Here is a 19,618-nt window from a genome sequence, read left to right as displayed (position 1 = left end):
TCCCATGGCTGATTACCAAGCTCCCCTGCGCGACATGCGCTTCGTGCTCAACGAAGTGTTCGAAGTATCCAAGCTGTGGGCCGAACTGCCGGCCTTGGCCGAGGTGGTGGATGAAGACACCGCTAGTGCGATCCTCGAGGAGGCCGGCAAGGTCACCGCCGGGCTGATTGCCCCGCTGAACCGCAGCGGCGACGAGGAAGGTTGCTCCTGGGACAACGGCGCCGTGCGCACCCCGACCGGCTTCCCCGCAGCCTACCGGGCCTATGCCGAAGGCGGCTGGGTCGGCGTCGGCGGCGATCCGGTATTCGGCGGCATGGGCATGCCCAAGGTGATCTCGGCCCAGGTCGAGGAGATGGTCAACTCGGCCAACCTGTCCTTCGGCCTCTACCCGATGCTGACCGCGGGCGCCTGCCTGTCGATCCATGCCCATGCCAGCGAAGAGCTCAAGCAGCAGTACCTGCCGAAGATGTACGAAGGCACCTGGGCGGGCTCCATGTGCCTGACCGAGCCGCACGCCGGCACCGACCTGGGCATCATCCGCACCAAGGCCGAGCCCCAGGCCGACGGCAGCTACAAGGTCAGCGGCACCAAGATCTTCATCACCGGCGGCGAGCACGACCTCACCGAGAACATCATCCACCTGGTGCTGGCCAAGCTGCCGGACGCCCCGGCAGGGCCCAAGGGCATCTCGCTGTTCCTGGTGCCCAAGTTCCTGGTCAATGCCGATGGCAGCCTGGGCGAGCGGAACGCCCTGTCTTGCGGCTCGATCGAACACAAGATGGGCATCAAGGCCTCGAGTACCTGCGTGATGAACTTCGACGGCGCCACCGGCTGGATCATCGATGCGCCGAACAAGGGCCTGGCGGCCATGTTCACCATGATGAACTACGAGCGCCTGGGCGTCGGCATCCAGGGCCTGGCCACCGGCGAGCGCTCCTACCAGAGCGCCATCGAGTACGCCCGTGAGCGCATCCAGAGCCGCGCCCCGACCGGCCCGCAGGAGAAGGACAAGGTTGCCGACCCGATCATCGTCCATCCGGACGTACGGCGCATGCTGCTGACCATGAAGGCGCTGAACGAGGGCGGTCGCGCCTTCTCCAGCTACGTGGCCATGCAACTGGACACCGCCAAGTTCAGCGAGGACCCGGCGACCCGCAAGCGCGCCGAGGAGCTGGTGGCCCTGCTGACCCCGGTGGCCAAGGCCTTCCTCACCGACATGGGCCTGGAGACCACCGTCCACGGCCAGCAGGTGTTCGGCGGCCACGGCTTCATCCGCGAGTGGGGCCAGGAGCAGCTGGTGCGCGATTGCCGCATCACCCAGATATACGAGGGCACCAACGGTATTCAGGCCCTCGACCTGGTCGGGCGCAAGGTGATCGGCAGCGGCGGCGCCTTCTACAAGCACTTCGCCGAAGAGATCAAGGCCTTCACCGACTCGGCCGACAGCAGCCTGGCCGAGTTCACCGAGCCGCTCAAGGGCGCCATCGCCAACCTCGAGCAGATGACCGCCGACCTGCTGGAGCGGGCCAAGGTCAACGCCAACGAAATCGGCGCCGCCTCGGTGGAGTACCTGCACGTGTTCGGCTACACCGCCTACGCCTACATGTGGGCGCTGATGGCCAAGGCTTCCCTGGGCAAGGAGAGCGAGGACGACTTCTACGCCAGCAAGCTCGGCACCGCGCGCTTCTACTTCGCCCGCCTGCTGCCGCGCATCCACTCGCTCAGCGCTTCGGTCAAGGCCGGCAGCGAGAGCCTGTACCTGCTGGACGCGTCGCAGTTCTAAGCGGCACTTAGCAACGCCAAAGCCCTGGCCCAGTGCCGGGGCTTTTGTTTTTCAGGCTCAGCGCCCGACGCGCCGTCGGCGAAGCTCGTTTAATCATCTCCCCTGAAACTAAAAAACCTATAGCCACTGTCTTCTGCCCCGCAGGCCCCGAGTTTGCAGTACAGGCAGCTTTTTCCTCGCCAGCGACGACAAAAATCATAATTTCGCGAACCCCTGAGCCTGACCAGAATGCGGCCATCACCCACAGATAGCCGCAACCGATCAGGATCAGAGGAAGCAAGCCATGACCGATCTCAACCAAGCCTGGCCGCCGTGTGCCGGCCAGGCCCTGGAAACCCTGGATATCGACACCCTAGTGGTCGGCGCCGGCCAGGCCGGCGTGGCCATGAGCGAGCACCTCAGTGCGCTCGGCGTGCCCCATCTGGTGCTGGAGAGGAACCGCATCGCCGAGGCCTGGCGGACGGGGCGCTGGGACTCGCTGGTGGCCAACGGCCCGGCCTGGCACGACCGCTTCCCGGGGCTGGAGTTCGACGACCTCGACCCCGATGCCTTCGCCTCCAAGGAGCGAGTGGCGGCCTACTTCGAGGCATATGCCGAGAAGTTCGCCGCGCCCATTCGCACCGGCGTCGAGGTGAGGAGGGTGGTGCGCAATGCCGACCGCCCGGGTTTCACCATCGAGACCTCCCAGGGCGTGATCCGCGCCCAGCGGGTGGTCGCCGCCACCGGCCCCTTCCAGCGCCCGGTGATTCCGGCCATCGCACCGCAGGATGAGGGGCTGTACCAGATCCACTCCGCCGCCTACTTCAACCCGCAGCAGCTGCCCGAGGGCGCGGTGCTGGTGGTGGGGGCCGGCTCCTCGGGCGTGCAGATCGCCGACGAGCTGATGCGGGCCGGGCGCAGGGTCTACCTCTCGGTCGGCCCCCACGACCGCCCGCCGCGCACCTACCGGGGCCGCGACTTCTGCTGGTGGCTGGGCGTGCTCGGCCTGTGGGACGCCGAGGAAGTGCAGCCTGGCCGCGAGCACGTGACCATCGCCGTCAGCGGCGCCCGCGGCGGCGAGACCATCGACTTCCGCCGCCTGGCGGGCGAGGGCATGACCCTGGTCGGCCTGACCCAGTCCTTCGAGGGCGGCGTGGTGACATTCCGGGACGACCTGGTCGGCAACCTGGCCGCGGGCGATGAGAACTACCTGGCCCTGCTGGATGCGGCCGACGCCTATGTCGCCCGCAACGGCCTGGACCTGCCGGAGGAACCGGAGGCGCGCCGCCGCTACCCGGATGCCGAATGCGTGCGCGAGCCGATTCGCCAGTTGCACCTGGCCGAGGCCGGCATCCGCTCGGTCATCTGGGCCACCGGCTATGCCGTGGACTTCGGCTGGCTGCAGGTCGACGCCTTCGACGCCCAGGGCAAGCCCCAGCACCAGCGCGGCGTGTCCCGCGAGCCGGGGGTGTACTTCCTCGGTCTGCCCTGGCTGTCGCGCCGCGGCTCCTCGTTTATCTGGGGCGTGTGGCACGACGCCAAGCACATCGCCGGGCATATCGCCACGCAGCGCAGTTACCTCGCCTACCGCGATGCCGAGCAGCGCCAGAACGCCTGACTCCACCCACAGTTTGAAGGACGCACCGCCATGCCGACCCATACCCGCATCCGCATGTTCAACACCCAAGACACCTACCCCAACCAGAGCCTGGACAACGACCTGTGCCAGGCCGTGCGCGCCGGCAACACCGTCTATGTACGCGGCCAGGTGGGCACCGACTTCGACGGCCGCCTGGTCGGCCTGGGCGATGCCCGGGCCCAGGCCGAGCAGGCCATGAAGAACGTCAAGCAACTGCTGGAGGAGGCCGGCAGCGACCTCAGCCATATCGTCAAGACCACCACCTACCTGATCGACCCGCGCTACCGCGAGGCGGTCTACCAGGAGGTCGGCAAATGGCTCAAGGGCGTGTTCCCCATCTCCACCGGCCTGGTGGTGAGCGCCTTGGGCCAGCCGCAGTGGCTGATGGAGATCGACGTGATCGCCGTCATTCCCGACCACTGGCAACGATGAGGCGCGCGCCATGACCTTCTCCATCGTCGGCCGCTGCGCCGAAACCGGCCAGTTGGGCATCGCCATCAGCTCCTCGAGCATCGCCGTGGGCGCGCGCTGTCCCTGGCTGCGCGCCGGGGTCGGCGCGGTGGCCAGCCAGAACATCACCCTGCCGGCCCTCGGCCCGCAGATCCTCGATGCGCTGGAGAGCGGCCTGGAACCGGCCGCGGCCCTGGACAAGGCGCTGACCCGTAACGGCTACAGCCAGTACCGCCAGGTGGCGCTGCTCGACAGCCAGGGCCGCAGCGCCCTGTTCACCGGCAGCCAGGCCCTGGGCGTGCACAACGCCCGGGCCGGCGAACAGTGCGTGGCCGCCGGCAACCTGCTGGCCGAGCGCGGGGTGGTCGAGGCCATGGTGCACGCCTTCGAACAGGGCTCCGGGCCGCTGGCCGAGCGCCTGCTGGCCGCCCTGCAGGCGGCCATGGCCGCCGGCGGCGAGGCCGGCCCGGTGCATTCGGCGGCGCTGCAGGTGGTCGACGACCTGACCTGGCCGCTGGTCGACCTGCGGGTGGACTGGGCCGAGCAGGATCCCATCGGCGAGCTGGACAGGCTGTGGCGCGCCTACCGGCCGCAGATGCGCGACTACGTGACCCGTGCCCTGGACCCGACCCGCGCGCCGAGCTACGGGGTGCCCGGGGATGAGTGAGCTGAGCAGCCGCGAGCTGCTGGCCGAGCTGGTGGCCTTCCCCACGGTCAGCCGCGACTCCAACCTGGCGTTGATCGCCTTCATTCGCGCCTACCTCGAGGGCCTGGGGCTGGCCTGCAAGCTGGACTACAACGCCGAGCGGACCAAGGCCAACCTCTATGCCCGCCTCGGCCCGGAGGGCCCCAGCGGGGTGATGCTGTCCGGGCACAGCGACGTGGTGCCGGTGGACGGCCAGGCCTGGACGGTCGAGCCGTTCCGCCTGAGCGAGCGCGACGGCCGCCTGTACGGCCGCGGCACGGCGGACATGAAGGGTTTCATCGCCTGCGTGCTGGCCAGCCTGCCGCGCTTTCTCGCCCGGCCGTTGCGCCGGCCGCTGCATATCGCTATCTCCTACGACGAGGAGGTCGGCTGCCTGGGCGTGCGTAGCCTGGTCGCGGCGCTGGCCGCGCGGCCGGACAAACCGGCGTTGTGCCTGATCGGCGAGCCCACCGAACTGCGCCCCGTGCTCGGCCACAAGGGCAAGCTGGCCATGCGCTGCCAGGTACACGGCGCTGCCTGCCATTCGGCCTACGCCCCCCTGGGGGTCAACGCCATCGAGTACGCCGCGCGGCTGATCGGCAAGCTGGGTGAGATCGGCCAGCGCCTGGCCGCCCCCGAGCGTCAGGATGCGCGCTTCGACCCGCCGTTCTCGACCGTGCAGACCGGGCTGATCCAGGGCGGCCGGGCGCTGAATATAGTGCCGGCCGACTGCCAGTTCGACTTCGAGGTGCGCGCCCTGCCGGAGGACGATCCGCGGGAGGTCGCCGACGCGCTGCGCGACTACGCCGAGACCGAGTTGCTGCCGCAGATGCGCGCGCGCAGCGACGCCAGCGCCATCGACCTGCAGCCGCTGTCCGCCTACCCGTCCCTGGCCACCGCGCCGGACGGCGAGGCGGCCGAGCTGCTGGCGCTGCTCAGCGGCCGTCGCGACTTCGGCACCGTGGCTTTCGGCACCGAGGGCGGCCTGTTCGCCGAGGCCGGCATCGCCACGGTGGTCTGCGGCCCCGGCAGCATGGAGCAGGGCCACAAGCCGGACGAGTTCGTCACTCAGGCCCAGCTGGATGGCTGCGATGCCATGCTGGTGCGGCTGGCCGAGTGGTTGCAGCGCTGAACCCATGTCACCCTATAGCGCGACGCCAATAGGCGTAGGGTGGAAAACCGCAAAGCGTTTTCCACCGCTTTCGGCCAGGAGGTTTTTTACAGGCGGCAAAGTGTGCCGACGTTAAACAACCCAGCTGTAGCGGGCCCAAGATCCGTTCGATTGGCTACTGTCGAACTCGACGCGCAGCCACGGTGGCTGGCGGTGAGCGACGGGAGCACAGGACGATGCTGGAAGCGCACACACTGGGGCTGTTCGTTGGCGCGGTGACCCTGCTGTTGCTGGTGCCGGGGCCCAACATGTTGTTCGTCATGAGCCACGGCATGCACTACGGCTGGCGTGGCGGAGTGGCGGCCGCGTTGGGCATCGCCCTGGCCGACCTGATCCTCTCGCTGCTCACAGCCGCCGGGGTGACCGGCCTGGTGGCGGCCTGGCCGCCATCCTTCGACCTGATCCGCTACTGCGGCGCCGCCTACCTGTTATGGATGGCCTACCGGGCCCTGCGTAGCGAAGGATCGGGGGCAGGGCAGGCCGGTGAGCGGACGCCTCTGCGGGCGGTGATGCTGCGCGCCATGTTCAACAGCCTGCTCAATCCCAAGGCGCTGCTGTTCTTCATCCTGTTCCTCCCGCAGTTCGTGGCCCCGGCAAACGGAGCGCTGGCCGCACAACTCCTGTTGCTGGGCGCTCTGTTGACGCTGCTGGCCCTGCTCTTTCACCTGGCTCTGGGCCTGCTCGGCGGCACCTTCGGCCGCGCCCTCGGCGGTTGGCGTCGGGCCCGGAGCCTGCAGCGCTGGGGGCTGGCGGGCGTCCTCGGCGGCTTGGCGCTGCGCCTGCTGGTGATGCCGCGCCCCGGCTGAGCAGTGCTGTTTCTTTCGGCCTGCCATCAGTTGTTATCGGGCTTGAGTTCTTGATAACCGTCAGCAGCTAGGCTGGCCTGCCGGCTTCACCTGGCACGACACCGTCGAAACCCGGCTGACCAAGGTCGGGTTCATCGACGAAAACATCGACCACAGGCACCGAGCTGGTGTCCGCCACGTAGTCACCGAGGCTCTCTGGAAGCAGCGCGCCTTGGCCTCGCTGTCCGCTCTGGATAGAGCGCTTCATTGGCGCCCCGTGCGGATCTCGAATCCATCACCGCACGGTCGATGCCGACGCTTTTACACGGCCCGGGCCAGAAGAAGACCAGGGGCCAAGGTTTCGCGGAGGCTATCGAAGCCCAGGGCGCCGCCCTGAACGAAGACGAAAATGAGCAGCGGGCGAAGGGAGAACCCGCCAGTATCAGAGGCACCGGGAGTCGAACGACGTCGCTCAAACACAGGCAGAGAATAACTACGGGCCACCGTCGGGTGGCCTTTTTGCATTAGCGGGTAATACTTCTCTCTATAGGTGGCGCGGTGCTGGTGGCTCGCGCCGCGAGGAGGTGCTTGTGAACAAGCTATCAATTGTGGGTGCCGGTATGGTGGGTGAGGCGGCGGCTCAGATCATCGCCCGGGAAGAGTTCTGTCGTGAGTTGACGTTGATCGATGTGCAGGGCGAGTTGGCGCAGGGCAAGGCGCTGGACGTCTGGCAGGCGGCAGTTGAGTCAGGCTCTGATACCCGGGTTACCGGCGGGTCCAATGCCGAATTGCTGCAGGGTTCCGACCTGGTGGTGATCACGGCGGGTGTGCCGCGCAAGCCCGGTCAGTCGCGCCAGGATGTACTGAGTACCAATCTGCCAATTCTCGATGGCATCATGCTGGATATTAAGCGGCATGCTCCGGCTGCCACCGTGTTGGTGGTGTCGAACCCGGTCGACGTGCTGACCTATCGGGCCTGGTCTCTCAGCGGGCTGGGACGCGACAAGGTGTTCGGGCAGGCGGGGGTGCTGGATACCGCGCGCATGAAGACTTTCATTGCCGAGGCGACGGGGTTTTCTGCTCGGGATATCTCGGCGCTGGTGCTGGGCGGGCATGGCGATAGCATGGTGCCGCTGATGCGCTACTGCACGGTCGGTTCGGTGCCGCTGTCCCACTTCCTGTCCAGCCAGCAGATAGAGCAAATTGTGCAGCGCACCCGTCAGGGTGGCGGCGAGATTCTGGGTTTGAAGAAGCTGGGGAGCGCCTGCGATGCGCCGGGCGTGGCCATTGCGCAGATGGTGGATGCTATCGCCAATGGGCGAAGCCGCATTCTGCCGGCGGTCGCGATTCTCGAGGGCGAGTACGGGCGAACTGGCATCGCCATGGGTGTCCCCTGTGTGCTGGCAGAGGAGGGGGTTGCGCGGGTGATCGAGTTGCCTCTGGATGCGCAGGAGCAGGCGATGTTCGACCGCTCTGCAGATCAGGTGGTGCGTGATATTGCTGAAATGAATGCCTTGTGAACGGGTGCGCAAGGGGGAGTGGAGCCACTTGGCAATACGCTCGAATCGTCAACGCCTGGGTAACAGCTATTGGCCTTGATCCGGCCAAGTGATGAATCCGACCAGGCGACAACTATCCTGATACCGGGAGAGCCCCGGAGTAGTGTAATTCGGGATCAATGCTTTCAATCACCCTTAGAACAGGGCTTTTTGCCAGCTATGTAAGGTGGACAACCCTTGGTTGTCCACCGGCAGCTCTTGGGCCATATCCGCCAGTCGCCGAGGGCAGCCCGCTCGGGTGGAACGGCCTGACCCCAGCGCCTATGCCCCGCCCGCGCTTGCCGGTGCCAACTGCTCCTTGCAGAACTCGACGAACAGCTGCGCCGGCTTGGTCAGCTGGGCGCGTTTGAGCCAGGCGGCCACCAGGCCGGAGCCGGTGACCTCTTCCGCGACTTCCACCGCCACCACCTTCTTGCCGTCGTAGGTGCACTCCGAGTGCGGGCGGGTCACCAGCAGGGAGAAGCCGAAACCCTGGCCGACCATGCCGCGCACCATCTCGATGGACGGCGAGCTGAAGACGATGTTCGGCGTCAGGCCCAGCTCCTCGAACAGGCTGACGAAGTAGGTGCGACTGGGCTGCACGTCGAGCAGGATCATCGGCTCCAGGCACAGGTCGCGCAGCGACACCTGGGCCTGGCCGGTGAAGCGATGGCCCTCGGGCAGCAGGGCGTAGGGCTTGGCCGGCGTCATCAGCGGCTCGCACTCGATGGTGCCGTCGAGGTCGTGGGCGTAGAGGATCGCCAGGTCGAAGCGCCCGGCGGTCAGGCCCTGCACCAGTTCCTGCTGCTCGCCGTCGCGCAGGCGGATCTCCACCCCGGGGTAGAGGGCGTTGAAGCCGGCGATCAGCCGCGGCAGGTAGAGCGGGGCGACGGTCTCGAAGCAGCCGATGTCGATCTGCCCGGCCACCACGTCGTTGTCGGCCAGGGCGTTCTGCTCGAACTCGTGGGCCATGCGCAGCAGCTCCTGGGCCTTGCGGTAGAAGCGTGCGCCGCTTGGGGTCAGGGATACGCCCTGGGCATGGTGGCGGATGAACAGCTGCACGCCGAAGCTTTCCTCCAGGCCCTTGATTGCCGTGGAGATCGACGGTTGGGCGATGTACAGCTTGCGCGAGGCCTCGGCCACGCTGCCGCACTCCACCGTGGTCACGAAATACTTGAGCTGGCGCAGGGTATAGGTCGCCATGGCTACCTCTGGTCGCGGCTCTGCAAAGCCGTCTTGTCATGGAATTCGAGGCCCCAACATACCCCAGGCCGGCCGTGGGGCAGCCCAGTTTTTTCATGGCCTGCGAGCATATATTTACTAATTTTCCTGAACCCGATGCTGGGCCACCATCGACCTCGATCACCACTGAGACCGCCGCGTCGGTCGGGACGAGGAACGATGTTGCAACTGAGCGACTGGCAGCAGCGGGCTGCCCAACAAGGCTTTATCACCCAGGCACTGATCGACGGCCAGCTGCGCCCGGCGGCCTCCGGCGTCACCTTCGCCGCGATCGATCCGGCCACCAACCGGCGCCTGGCCGAGGTGGCCGCCTGTGGCGAGCTCGAAATCGACGCAGCAGTGCGCAGCGCCCGCCGCGCCTTCGAACAGGGCCCTTGGCCGCGCATGGCGCCACGTGAGCGCAAGGCGGTGCTGCTGCGCCTGGCCGAGCTGGTCCTGGCCCACCGTGAGGAGCTGGCCCTGCTCGACTCGCTGAACATGGGCAAGCCGGTGCGTGACGCCTACGACCTCGATGTACCCGGCGCGGCGCAGGTGTTCGCCTGGTACGCCGAGAGCCTGGACAAGCTCTACGACCAGGTGGCGCCCACCGCCGACAGCGCCCTGGCGACCATCCGCCGCGAGCCCCTGGGGGTGATCGGCGCGGTGGTGCCCTGGAACTTCCCCCTGGACCTGGCCGCCTGGAAGCTGGCGCCGGCCCTGGCGGCCGGCAACTCGGTGGTGCTCAAGCCCGCCGAGCAGTCGCCGTTCTCCGCCCTGCGCCTGGGCCAGCTGGCCCTGGAGGCCGGCCTGCCGCCCGGGGTGCTGAACGTGGTGCCGGGCCTGGGTGAGACCGCCGGCAAGGCCCTGGGCCTGCATATGGACGTCGACTGCCTGGCCTTCACCGGCTCCACCGAGGTGGGCAAGTACTTTATGGCCTATGCCGCCCAGTCGAACTTGAAGCAGGTGTGGCTGGAGTGTGGCGGCAAGAGCCCCAACCTGGTGTTCGCCGACTGCCAGGACCTGGACCTGGCGGCGGAGAAGGCCGCCTTCGCCATCTTCTTCAATCAGGGCGAGGTCTGCTCGGCCAACTCGCGGCTGCTGGTCGAGCGCTCGATCCACGACGCGTTCGTCGAGCGCCTGCTGGCCAAGGCCCGCGACTGGCAGCCGGGCGACCCGCTGGATCCGGCCAGCGCCATGGGCGCCATCGTCGAGGCGCGGCAGAGCGAACGCATCATGGCCTTCATCGACCAGGCCCAGGGTGAGGGCGCGCGCCTGGCCTGCGGCGGCCAGCGGGTGTCGATCAACGGCTGCGACAACTTCATCCAGCCGACCATCTTTACCGGCGTGCGCGCGGACATGCGCCTGGCTCGCGAGGAGGTGTTCGGCCCGGTGCTGGCGGTCAGCACCTTCGACAGCGAGGAGCAGGCCGTGCGTCTGGCCAACGACAGCGTCTACGGCCTGGCCGCCTCGCTGTGGAGCGACGACCTCAACCGCGCCCACCGTGTGGCCCGCCGCCTGCGGGTCGGCACCGTGTCGGTGAACACGGTGGACGCCCTCGACGTCTGCGTGCCGTTCGGCGGCTGCAGGCAGTCCGGCTTCGGCCGCGACCTGTCGCTGCAGGCCTTCGACAAGTACAGCCACCTGAAAACCACCTGGGTCCAGCTGCGCGGCTGAGCCGCGCACGGACCCTTTGCGTTCCCCCTGGCACAACAACAAGATCGCAGGAGAACTCCCCATGTACGATCCCGATATCAGCCTCTCCCCACCGCTCGCCGACGGCGCTCCGCTCGCCGCCCGGCGCAAACCCAGCTTGGGCCTGGGCGCCCTGCTCGCCGTGGCCATCGGCCTGGTGGTGTCGCAGGGCGTCATGGTGCTGATGCTGCAGGGCGCCGGCATCGCCGGCCTGGGCTTCCTCATCCCGCTGGCGCTGGCCTTCCTGCTGGCGCTGACCTATATCTGTTCCTTCTCCGAGCTGGCGCTGATGATCCCCCGCGCCGGCAGCCTGAGCAGCTACACCGAGGTGGCCCTGGGACACTTCCCGGCGATCCTCGCCACCTTCTCCGGCTACGTGGTGGTGGCGATGTTCGCCCTGTCCGCCGAGCTGCTGCTGCTCGACCTGATCGTCGGCGAGGTCTATCCGGGGCTGTTCCCGCCGATGAGCGTCGCCTTCGGCGTGCTGGTCCTGTTCACCCTGCTCAACCTGCTGGGCATCGACATCTTCGCCCGCCTGCAATCGGTGCTGGCCCTGGTGATGGTGGTGGTGCTGCTGGCCCTGGGCCTGACCGCCATGACCGAGAGCGGCAGCCAGCCGGCGCTGACCCAGGCCCTGACCCACGACTGGAACCCGCTCGGCGCCGGGGTGCTGACCCTGGTGGCGCTGGCCATCTGGGGCTTCGTCGGCGCCGAGTTCGTCTGCCCGCTGGTGGAGGAGGCGCGCGAGCCGGAGCGCAGCATTCCCTGGTCGATGATGCTCGGCGCCGGGGTGATCTTCATCACCATCGCCCTGTATGCCATCGGCGCGCTGTTCTATGTACCGCAGGACGAGCTGGCCGGCGCGGCGCTGCCGCACTACCTGTTCGCCACCGCCCTGCTCGGCGAGGGCGGCAAGGTCTTTCTGGTGATCGCCGCGACTGCCGCCACCTGCAGCACGCTGAACACCTCCCTGGCGGCGATCCCGCGCATGCTCTACGGCATGGCGGTCAACGGCCAGGCCTTCCCGCAGTTCAAGCGCCTCAGCCAGCGCACCAACACGCCCTGGGTGGCGGTGCTGTTCGTCGCCCTGATCACCGGCGCGCCGGTGCTGCTGATGGGCGACCGGCCGGACGCGATCAACCTGCTGCTGCTGGCCGCGGCGATCGCCTGGCTGCTGGCCTACATCATCTGCCACCTGGACGTGATCGCCCTGCGCCGGCGCTATCCCGAGCTGGCGCGGCCGTTCAAGACGCCCTTCTACCCGTTGCCACAGCTGCTCGGCATCGCCGGCATGCTGGTGTCGATCTACTACGTGTCGCCGGCGCCGGAGATGACCGCGTCGATCTTCACCAGTGCCGGCGTGGTGCTGGGCCTGGTGGCGCTGATCGCGGTGCTGTGGATCAAGCTGGTGATGCGCAAGCCGCTGTTCACCCCGGAGCCGCTGGACCAGGTGCTGGCGCGCAAATGACTTACCGCCGGGGCACGGCCCCGGCCTTCGATAACCCCAGACAGGCGAGGTCGCTGCCATGACAGTCTTGCAAACCCCCACCCGCTCCACCCGTGACTACCAAGAACTGGACGCGGCTCACCACATCCATGCCTTCGTCGATCAGAAGGCGCTGAATGCCGAAGGCCCGCGGGTAATCGTCCGTGGCGAGGGCCTGCACCTGTGGGACAGCGACGGCAAGCGCTACCTGGACGGCATGTCCGGCCTGTGGTGCACCAACCTCGGCTACGGTCGCCAGGACCTGGCCGCCGCCGCCAGCCGCCAGCTGGAGCAGTTGCCCTACTACAACATGTTCTTCCACACCACCCACCCGGCGGTGGTGGAACTGTCCGAGCAGCTGTTCAGCCTGCTGCCCGGCCACTACAGCCACGCCGTGTACACCAACTCCGGATCGGAGGCCAACGAGGTGCTGATCCGCACCGTGCGGCGCTACTGGCAGATACTCGGCCAGCCGCAGAAGAAGGTGATGATCGGCCGCTGGAACGGCTACCACGGCTCCACCCTGGCCAGCACCGCCCTCGGCGGCATGGGCTTCATGCACGAGATGGGCGGCATGCTGCCGGACTTCGCCCACATCGACGAGCCCTACTGGTACGTTGCCGGCGGCGAGCTGAGCCCGGCCGAGTTCGGTCGCCGCTGCGCCCTGCAGCTGGAGGAGAAGATCCTCGAGCTGGGCGCGGAGAACGTCGCCGCCTTCGTCGCCGAGCCGTTCCAGGGCGCCGGCGGCATGATCTTCCCGCCGGAGAGCTACTGGCCGGAGATCCAGCGTATCTGCCGCCAGTACGACGTGCTGCTGTGCGCCGACGAGGTGATCGGCGGTTTCGGCCGCACCGGCGAGTGGTTCGCCCACCAGCACTTCGGCTTCGAGCCCGACACCCTGTCGATCGCCAAGGGCCTGACCAGCGGCTACATCCCCATGGGCGGACTGGTGCTGAGCAAGCGCATCGCCGAGGTGCTAGTGGAGCAGGGCGGTGTCTATGCCCACGGCCTGACCTACTCCGGCCACCCGGTGGCGGCGGCGGTGGCCATCGCCAACATCAAGGCGCTGCGCGACGAGGGCGTGGTCGAGCGGGTCAAGGCGGACACCGGCCCCTACCTGCAGCAGTGCCTGCGCCAGGTGTTTGCCGATCATCCGCTGGTCGGCGAGATCCAGGGCACGGGGCTGGTCGCCGCCCTGCAGTTGGCCGAGGACAAGGCCAGCCGCAAGCGCTTCGCCAACGAGACGGACATCACCTGGCGCTGCCGCAGCATCGGCTTCGAGGAAGGGCTGATCATCCGCGCCACCGGCGGGCGGATGATCATGGCGCCGGCCCTGGTGGCGAGCCGCGACGAGCTCGACGAGCTGGTGGCCAAGACCAAAGTGGCGGTGGATCGCACCGCCATGGAGCTCGGCGTGCTCTAGGCCGCAGCCGGTATCCGCGGGGTTTGGCCGCGCTGTAAGCCTTGGCTTGCAGCACGGGCCGCAGATCGCCGCTATTGGGCCAGCGTCGTGTGGCGTAGCCATGCAATCCATGGGCGTCGCGCAGGACGGACAGGTCTACCTCCAGGGAAACGCTGGATGGCCGTCAGGACGGTGCGCCGCTCACTGACGGCCGACTTCTAGCTATTGCGCCGCCAATTCGGGGCGGTGTTGTCGCAGCTCTTGTGGGTTGACCAGCTCGCAAGGCTCGCCCCTGAAGAACGCCTGCACGTTGGCGAAGGCATCGCCGAAATACAGCTCGTAGCTGTGCTTTTCGACATAGCCCAGGTGCGGCGTGCAGAGGACCCGTGGGTGGTTGAGCAATGGGTGCGCTTCGTCCAGCACCGGCTCATCTTCCAGTACGTCCAGTGCCGCATACCCGGGACGGCCTGCGCTCAATGCCTCGAGCAAGGCGCCTGGGGCGAGCAGTTGCGCACGGCTGGTGTTGACCAGCAGGGCGCCGGGTTTCATCTGCAGCAGGTCGTCGCGGGCAACGCAATGCCGGGTGCTCTCCGTCAGCCGCAGGTGGAGGCTGAGGACATCGACCTCGGCAAAGAACGCCTGCCTGGAGTCGGCGGCACGATGGCCATCGCGCACCGCCGCGTCCCGCGAGGCCTGGCTGCCCCATACCACCACGGACATCTCGAAGGCCTGGGCGTAGCGCGCCAGGCGCTGGCCGATCCGCCCGTAACCCCAGATGCCCAGGGTCTGGCCATACAGGCGTTCGCCGAGATTGGTCTGCCAGTGCCCCGCGTACAGGCCCTGGATGGCCGGCAGCAGCTGGCGCCGGGCGTTGAGTATTAGTGCCCAGGTCAGTTCCGCCGGGGCGATGGGCGAACCGCGGCCCTCCATCACCGCGACACCCCGAGCGGTGCAGGCCTCGAGGTCGACATGGGGGCCAACCTTGCCGGTCTGGCTGATCAGCTTGAGGCGGGGCAGGCGCGCCAGCAGATCGGCATCGATCCGCGTACGCTCGCGGGTCAGCACCAGGGCGTCGGCGTCGGCGAAGCGCTGCGCCAGCACTTCCAGGTCGCTCTGGGCGTCATGAAACAGGCTGACCCGGTGACCCTCGAGCCGGGAGAAACAGTCGAGGGAGCGGATGACGTGCTGGTAGTCGTCGGGTATGGCGATATGCATGGTCTGTGCTGCAAGGGCGAGCGACTCGCCCTTGCCCTCCTCTGGTATGCGACGAGCCTCAGCTGGCGGCCTGCAGGGCGGCGCGCTGGCGACCACGCCAGGCGCGCAGCATCGGCAAGGCGACCATCAGTGCCACCAGCGCCCACACCGCCAGGGTGATCGGGCTGCCCCAGAGGATGCTCAGCTCGCCGTTGGACAGTGACAGCGCACGGCGCAGGTTGTCCTCCATCATCCCGCCCAGGATGAAACCGAGCAGTACCGCCGACAGCGAGTAGTCGAGCTTGCGCAGGATGTAGCCGCACACCCCGATGCCGATCATCAGGAACAGGTCGAAGGTGGTGGAGTGCACCGCGTACACGCCGATCGAGGTGATGATGGCGATGGCCGGCACCAGCGCCCAGGTCGGCACCGCGAGGATGCGGGTAAAGACGCGCACCATCGGCACGTTCATCACCAGCAGCATGACGTTGGCGATGAACAGCGAGGCGATCAGCCCCCACACGACGTCTGGCTGGTTTTGGAACAGCATCGGCCCCGGGGTGATGTTGTACAGCGTCAGCGCGCCGAGCATCACCGCGGTGGTGCCAGAGCCGGGCACGCCGAGGGTCAGCATCGGCACCATGGAGCCACAGGCCGCGCCGCTGTTGGCGGTTTCCGGCGCCGCCAGGCCGCGCAGGTCGCCCTTGCCGAACCGGTTGTCGCGGGTCGCCATGCGTTTCTCGGACATGTAGGCCACGGCACTGGCCAGGGTCGCGCCGGCACCGGGCAGCACGCCGAGGACGAAGCCGACCAGGCCGCTGCGCAGGTTGGTGGCCAGCACCGAGGCGCCTTCCTTGAGGTTGAACAGCATGCGCCCGGTGGCCGAGACCGCCTTGTGGCCATGATGGGTGCGCTCCAGCAGCACCAGGATCTCGCTGATGCTGAACAGGCCGAGCACCAGGACGATGAACTGGATGCCATCGGCCAGGCCGAGGCTGCCGAAGGTGAAGCGGTACACGCCGCTGTTGGCGTCGATGCCGACACAGGACAGGACCAGGCCGATGAGCGCGGCGATGGCCGTCTTCAGCGGCTTGTTATCGGCCATGCCGGCCAGGCAGGCCACGGCGAAGACCATCAGCACGAAGTACTCGGCCGGCCCGAAAGCCACCGCCCACTTGGCCAGCAGTGGGGCGAACAGGACCACGCCGATGGTGGCGATGGTGCCGCCGATAAAGGAGCTCCAGGCCGACAGCGACAGGGCGATGCCGGCCTTGCCCTGCTGGGCCAGGGGGTAGCCGTCGAGGGTGGTCATCACCGCCGAGGCTTCACCGGGGATGTTCAGCAGGATCGAGGAAATTCGCCCGCCGTACTCGCAGCCCAGGTACACCGCCGCCAGCAGGATCAGCGCGGTTTCCGGCGGCAGGCCGAGGGCGAAGGCGATCGGGATCAGCAGGGCCACGCCGTTGACCGGCCCCAGGCCCGGCAGCAGGCCGACCACGGTGCCGATCAGGGTGCCGCACAGCGCGGTCAGCAGGTTATAGGGGGTCAGGGCTACGCCGAAGCCGAGGCCCAGGTAGTGAAGGGTGTCCATGGGTCAGCTCCCAAGTTTCGTGAGCATGCCGAGGGGCAGAGGCACATCGAGGCCATAGTCGAACAGCAGGTAGAGGCCGACGGCGATCAGCACGCCACCGAGTCCGCTCTGCAGCCGGGTGGCGCCGTACAGGTAGGCCATGACGGCGGCGAACAGCGCGCTGCTGATAATGAAACCGAACAGCTCGAACAGCCCCGCGTAGACCAGCATCACGCTGATGCACAGGGCGATCTTGCCGATGACATGCCGATCCAGTGGCGGTTCCGCGTTTTCCCGGTTCTGCCGGGCGGGCTTGAGCAGCTGGCACAGCGCGCCAAGCATCAGCAGCGCCAGCAGCAGCAGGGGGTAGGCTCTGGGCCCCACCGGCTCGTAGGCGAAGGGGGCCTGGTAGCCCCAGGCCAGAGCTGCCAGGGCGGCGCAGATCAGCAGGTTGCAGCCTGCAAAGATTCGATCGTGCATCTCAATTCTCCTGGCCGAGCCACCCGCCGGGGTGGCTCGGCCTCCAGGGCGTTACTCGCCGACCAGGCCGAACTCTTCGCCCAGCTTGCGGTAGTTCTCCACCTGCAGCTTGACCAGTTCGTTCAGGGCCGGGCCGGTGACGGCCAGCGGAATCACATCGCGATCCTGCAGGTACTGCTGGAACTCCGGGGAGTCCTGCAGTTTGGCGAAGGCCGCCTTCCACCAGTCGATGTGTTCCTGCTTCACGTCCGGGCCCATGTAGTAGCCGCGGATCAGCGGCCACTGGATGTCGTAGCCCTGTTCCTTGGCGGTGGGCACGTTGTTCAGTTCGCCCGGCAGGCGCTCTTCGCTGTAGACCACCAGGGGGCGAATCTTGTTGGCCTTCTGCGCACGGATCTCGCTGGCGCTGCCGGTCACCAGGTCGACGTGCTTGCCCATCAGCGCCATGTAGTGCTCGGCACCGCCTTCGAAGGCGGCGTAGCGCAGCTCGCGGGGGTCGACGCCGGCGGCCTTGGCCAGCAGGGCGATCTTCGCCCAGCCCTGGCCGCCGATGCTGCCACCGCCGCCGACGGTGATGCTCTTGGGATCCTTCTTCAGCGCCTGGACCACATCGTCGAGGGTATTGAACGGCGAGTCCTCGCGCACCGCCAGGGTGCCGTAGTCGGTGCCGATGGTGGTCAGCCACTGCACCGCGTTCTCGTCGTAGCGGCCGTATTTGCCCAGGGCCAGGTTGAGCAGCGAGGCGCCGGAGAAGGCGATCAGGGTGCCGGCCTCGTCGCGGCGGTTGGCGGCGATGGAGTTGTAGGCCACCGCGCCGATACCGCCGGGCATGTAGGTGACGCGCATGGGGGAGTCGAGCAGCTTGTGGTCCTTGAGGCCGGCCTGGGCCAGCTTACAGGTCATGTCGAAGCCGCCGCCGGGCTTGCTCGGGGCAATGCACTCGGGACGCGAAGGCTCGTTGGCCTGGGCCTGGAAGCTGCCCAGCAGCATGGCGCAGGCGAGGGGCAGTAGTTTGCTGAGGCTTGCAGTTTTCATCTTGGTGTTCCTGTTCTTGGATTTGTTTGCAGGAGTTGAACGCCGTGCTATCAGCACGACACGATTTGGCTGGGAGTCAAGGGTCTTTCGTCAGCTCCCAGCCGGGAGCCGGGTGATCTCGATCAGAAGAAGCGATAGCTGTAGTCGACGTAGAAGCGGTGGTCGGTATCGTCTTCCTTCACGCCATCCAGGCGACCGGTCTTGTCCGAGTGGTAGTCGAGATAGGTGTAGCGAACGGCCAGGCCCTTGATGGCCGGAACCTGGTAGGTCAGGTCGAAGGCCCATTCGTTCTCGTCCGCTTCGCCGAGGGCGGCGTTGGCGCTGTTCTTGGCGTCGCTACCGTTCTTGTAGCTGACGACCGTCTTCAGACCGCTGACATGGTCTTTCCAGTCGTAGCCGGCCGAGAGCATCCAGACCTTCTCGTCGTTGTTGGTGAAGTCGGCCAGTACCCCGCCGGTCGGGAAGGGATTGGTGCCGTGGTCGCCGGCGAAGTTGTCTTCGATCCAGGCTCCGTCGAACTTGGCGGCCGCCGCGCCGAGTTCGAGGTTGCCGATTTTCCAGTTGGCGGCCAGGTAGATGCCCTGGCCGTCGTTGTCGCTGGCGGTCACGCCGTTCTTCGCGCCCAGCACGTCCTCGTCGTCCAGTTCGGCGCTTTCGGCGCCGGTGACGAAGAGCTTGCCGTCATCGCTGGAGGTGTGGATGCCGCCGGTGAGCTTGAGGCTGGACTGCTCGGCCAGCTTGAAGTCGTACGCGGCGACCAGGCCGGTCTTCTTCAGGAAGTCCTGCGCCCGCAGGTGTTCCAGGTTGAGGCTGAAGGGCCCGGCGACGTAGCTGACGCCCAGGTTGTCGATGTAGTCGATGGCGCCATCGGCGGAGTTGTCGGTCTTGAAGGCCGCGAAGGAGCTGTCCGAGCGCGACGACCACTCGTTGTAGCGCGCCCCGTACAGGTTCAGGCCCTTGAGCGGCATGAGCTGGAAACTGCCGCCGGAGAAGGTGTTCGGCACGGCGCGGCTACCCGAACTGGAAAGCAGCAGGGTCTTGTGCAGCTGGCGGCCGAGCTTGGCGCTGGCCAGGTCCTGGTACTTGAGCTTGACGAAGGCCTGGGCGATCTGGCCGAAGGAGTCATGCAGCTCGCCGTTGTTGTCGACCGAAAGCACGTCGGAGGTGTTCCTGCCGCTGTTATTCAGCTTGTTGACGCTGTAACCGGAGACACCGACGCCGATCATGTCGGCGAAGTAGGGCGATTCGTAATTGAGCTGCAGGCCCAGGGCCGATTGGGTGCGGTCGTTGCTGTCGGTCTCGAAGTCGCGGTCGAAGTGCACGCCGCGCGCCTTCAGTTCCAGGGAGTGGCCGGTGGTGTCCAGGGCCATGGCGCTGAGCGGCAGGGTCAGGCTGGCGGTAAGCGTCAGGGTCAGTCCCAGGGTGATCTTATTCTTATTGAAACGCATCGTTTCTCTCCGTTGCGGGTAGTGACGCTCGCCGCAGCGAGGGTCGGTTCGGTAGTAGCT

At 67.2% G+C, this 19,618-nt stretch carries 17 protein-coding genes and 1 pseudogene; 10 read left to right on the top strand and 8 right to left on the bottom strand.

Annotated features, from left to right (window positions below):
- Positions 1-4: 4 nt before the first annotated feature.
- Positions 5-1,783: an acyl-CoA dehydrogenase C-terminal domain-containing protein gene (locus ACSX1D_RS19250; RefSeq protein WP_439859992.1), complete on the top strand. Its 1,779-nt coding sequence runs from the start codon at positions 5-7 to the stop codon at positions 1,781-1,783.
- 7 nt (positions 1,784-1,790) lie between these two features.
- Here the strand turns inward: ACSX1D_RS19250 and ACSX1D_RS19245 are convergent, their stop codons facing one another.
- Positions 1,791-2,084 (bottom strand): hypothetical protein, encoded by a 294-nt coding sequence (locus ACSX1D_RS19245; protein WP_439859991.1) that lies wholly within the window; start codon positions 2,082-2,084, stop codon positions 1,791-1,793.
- Here ACSX1D_RS19245 and ACSX1D_RS19240 point away from each other — a divergent pair.
- From ACSX1D_RS19240 to ACSX1D_RS19220, 5 genes are all read left to right on the top strand, one after another.
- Positions 2,067-3,380, top strand: a complete 1,314-nt coding sequence (locus ACSX1D_RS19240; protein WP_439859990.1) for a flavin-containing monooxygenase — start codon at positions 2,067-2,069, stop codon at positions 3,378-3,380. The genes ACSX1D_RS19245 and ACSX1D_RS19240 overlap by 18 nt on opposite strands.
- A 30-nt stretch (positions 3,381-3,410) precedes the next feature.
- Complete coding sequence (locus tag ACSX1D_RS19235) at positions 3,411-3,833, top strand: RidA family protein (RefSeq protein ID WP_439859989.1); 423 nt, start codon at positions 3,411-3,413, stop codon at positions 3,831-3,833.
- A gap of 10 nt (positions 3,834-3,843) precedes the next feature.
- Positions 3,844-4,518, top strand: coding sequence for a DUF1028 domain-containing protein (locus tag ACSX1D_RS19230; RefSeq protein ID WP_439859988.1), 675 nt, complete (start codon positions 3,844-3,846; stop codon positions 4,516-4,518).
- Positions 4,511-5,668, top strand: a complete 1,158-nt coding sequence (gene argE, locus ACSX1D_RS19225) for an acetylornithine deacetylase (protein WP_439859987.1) — start codon at positions 4,511-4,513, stop codon at positions 5,666-5,668. Before ACSX1D_RS19230 ends, argE begins: the two co-directional genes overlap by 8 nt.
- A gap of 215 nt (positions 5,669-5,883) precedes the next feature.
- Positions 5,884-6,513: a LysE family translocator gene (locus ACSX1D_RS19220; protein WP_439859986.1), complete on the top strand. Its 630-nt coding sequence runs from the start codon at positions 5,884-5,886 to the stop codon at positions 6,511-6,513.
- Positions 6,514-6,583: 70 nt separating this feature from the next.
- On the opposite strand, the pseudogene ACSX1D_RS19215 reads toward ACSX1D_RS19220, so the two are convergent.
- Positions 6,584-6,760 (bottom strand): annotated as a pseudogene (locus tag ACSX1D_RS19215) (IS5/IS1182 family transposase); the annotation flags it as partial.
- A gap of 322 nt (positions 6,761-7,082) precedes the next feature.
- Here ACSX1D_RS19215 and ACSX1D_RS19210 point away from each other — a divergent pair.
- On the top strand, positions 7,083-8,012 hold the full coding sequence (locus tag ACSX1D_RS19210) for a malate dehydrogenase (protein WP_439859985.1): 930 nt from the start codon (positions 7,083-7,085) through the stop codon (positions 8,010-8,012).
- A gap of 300 nt (positions 8,013-8,312) precedes the next feature.
- Here ACSX1D_RS19210 and ACSX1D_RS19205 read toward each other — a convergent pair whose 3' ends face one another.
- Positions 8,313-9,233, bottom strand: a complete 921-nt coding sequence (locus ACSX1D_RS19205) for a LysR family transcriptional regulator (RefSeq protein WP_439859984.1) — start codon at positions 9,231-9,233, stop codon at positions 8,313-8,315.
- Between the two features lie 198 nt (positions 9,234-9,431).
- Here ACSX1D_RS19205 and ACSX1D_RS19200 point away from each other — a divergent pair, with 198 nt between their 5' ends.
- The 3 genes from ACSX1D_RS19200 to ACSX1D_RS19190 all read left to right on the top strand — a co-directional run bounded on the left by ACSX1D_RS19200 (position 9,432) and on the right by ACSX1D_RS19190 (position 13,852).
- On the top strand, positions 9,432-10,925 hold the full coding sequence (locus ACSX1D_RS19200) for an aldehyde dehydrogenase (protein ID WP_439859983.1): 1,494 nt from the start codon (positions 9,432-9,434) through the stop codon (positions 10,923-10,925).
- A gap of 61 nt (positions 10,926-10,986) precedes the next feature.
- Entirely contained in the window at positions 10,987-12,411 is a 1,425-nt protein-coding gene (locus tag ACSX1D_RS19195) for an APC family permease (protein ID WP_439859982.1), read from the top strand.
- 58 nt (positions 12,412-12,469) lie between these two features.
- Positions 12,470-13,852, top strand: coding sequence for an aspartate aminotransferase family protein (locus ACSX1D_RS19190; RefSeq protein WP_439859981.1), 1,383 nt, complete (start codon positions 12,470-12,472; stop codon positions 13,850-13,852).
- 201 nt (positions 13,853-14,053) lie between these two features.
- Here the strand turns inward: ACSX1D_RS19190 and ACSX1D_RS19185 are convergent, their stop codons facing one another.
- The 5 genes from ACSX1D_RS19185 to ACSX1D_RS19165 all read right to left on the bottom strand — a co-directional run bounded on the left by ACSX1D_RS19185 (position 14,054) and on the right by ACSX1D_RS19165 (position 19,558).
- Positions 14,054-15,046: a D-2-hydroxyacid dehydrogenase family protein gene (locus ACSX1D_RS19185; protein WP_439859980.1), complete on the bottom strand. Its 993-nt coding sequence runs from the start codon at positions 15,044-15,046 to the stop codon at positions 14,054-14,056.
- Between the two features lie 58 nt (positions 15,047-15,104).
- Positions 15,105-16,616, bottom strand: a complete 1,512-nt coding sequence (locus ACSX1D_RS19180; RefSeq protein WP_439859979.1) for a tripartite tricarboxylate transporter permease — start codon at positions 16,614-16,616, stop codon at positions 15,105-15,107.
- Positions 16,617-16,619: 3 nt separating this feature from the next.
- Positions 16,620-17,075: a tripartite tricarboxylate transporter TctB family protein gene (locus ACSX1D_RS19175; protein WP_439859978.1), complete on the bottom strand. Its 456-nt coding sequence runs from the start codon at positions 17,073-17,075 to the stop codon at positions 16,620-16,622.
- Positions 17,076-17,126: 51 nt separating this feature from the next.
- On the bottom strand, positions 17,127-18,110 hold the full coding sequence (locus tag ACSX1D_RS19170; protein WP_439859977.1) for a Bug family tripartite tricarboxylate transporter substrate binding protein: 984 nt from the start codon (positions 18,108-18,110) through the stop codon (positions 17,127-17,129).
- A gap of 122 nt (positions 18,111-18,232) precedes the next feature.
- Positions 18,233-19,558, bottom strand: coding sequence for an OprD family outer membrane porin (locus ACSX1D_RS19165; protein WP_439859976.1), 1,326 nt, complete (start codon positions 19,556-19,558; stop codon positions 18,233-18,235).
- Positions 19,559-19,618: the final 60 nt, after the last annotated feature.

This window comes from Pseudomonas sp. MBLB4136, from assembly GCF_051904765.1.
GTDB lineage: Bacteria > Pseudomonadota > Gammaproteobacteria > Pseudomonadales > Pseudomonadaceae > Aquipseudomonas.
The sequence above is the reverse complement of the archived record's forward strand: the minus strand, read 5'-3'. Positions and strand labels throughout refer to the sequence as shown.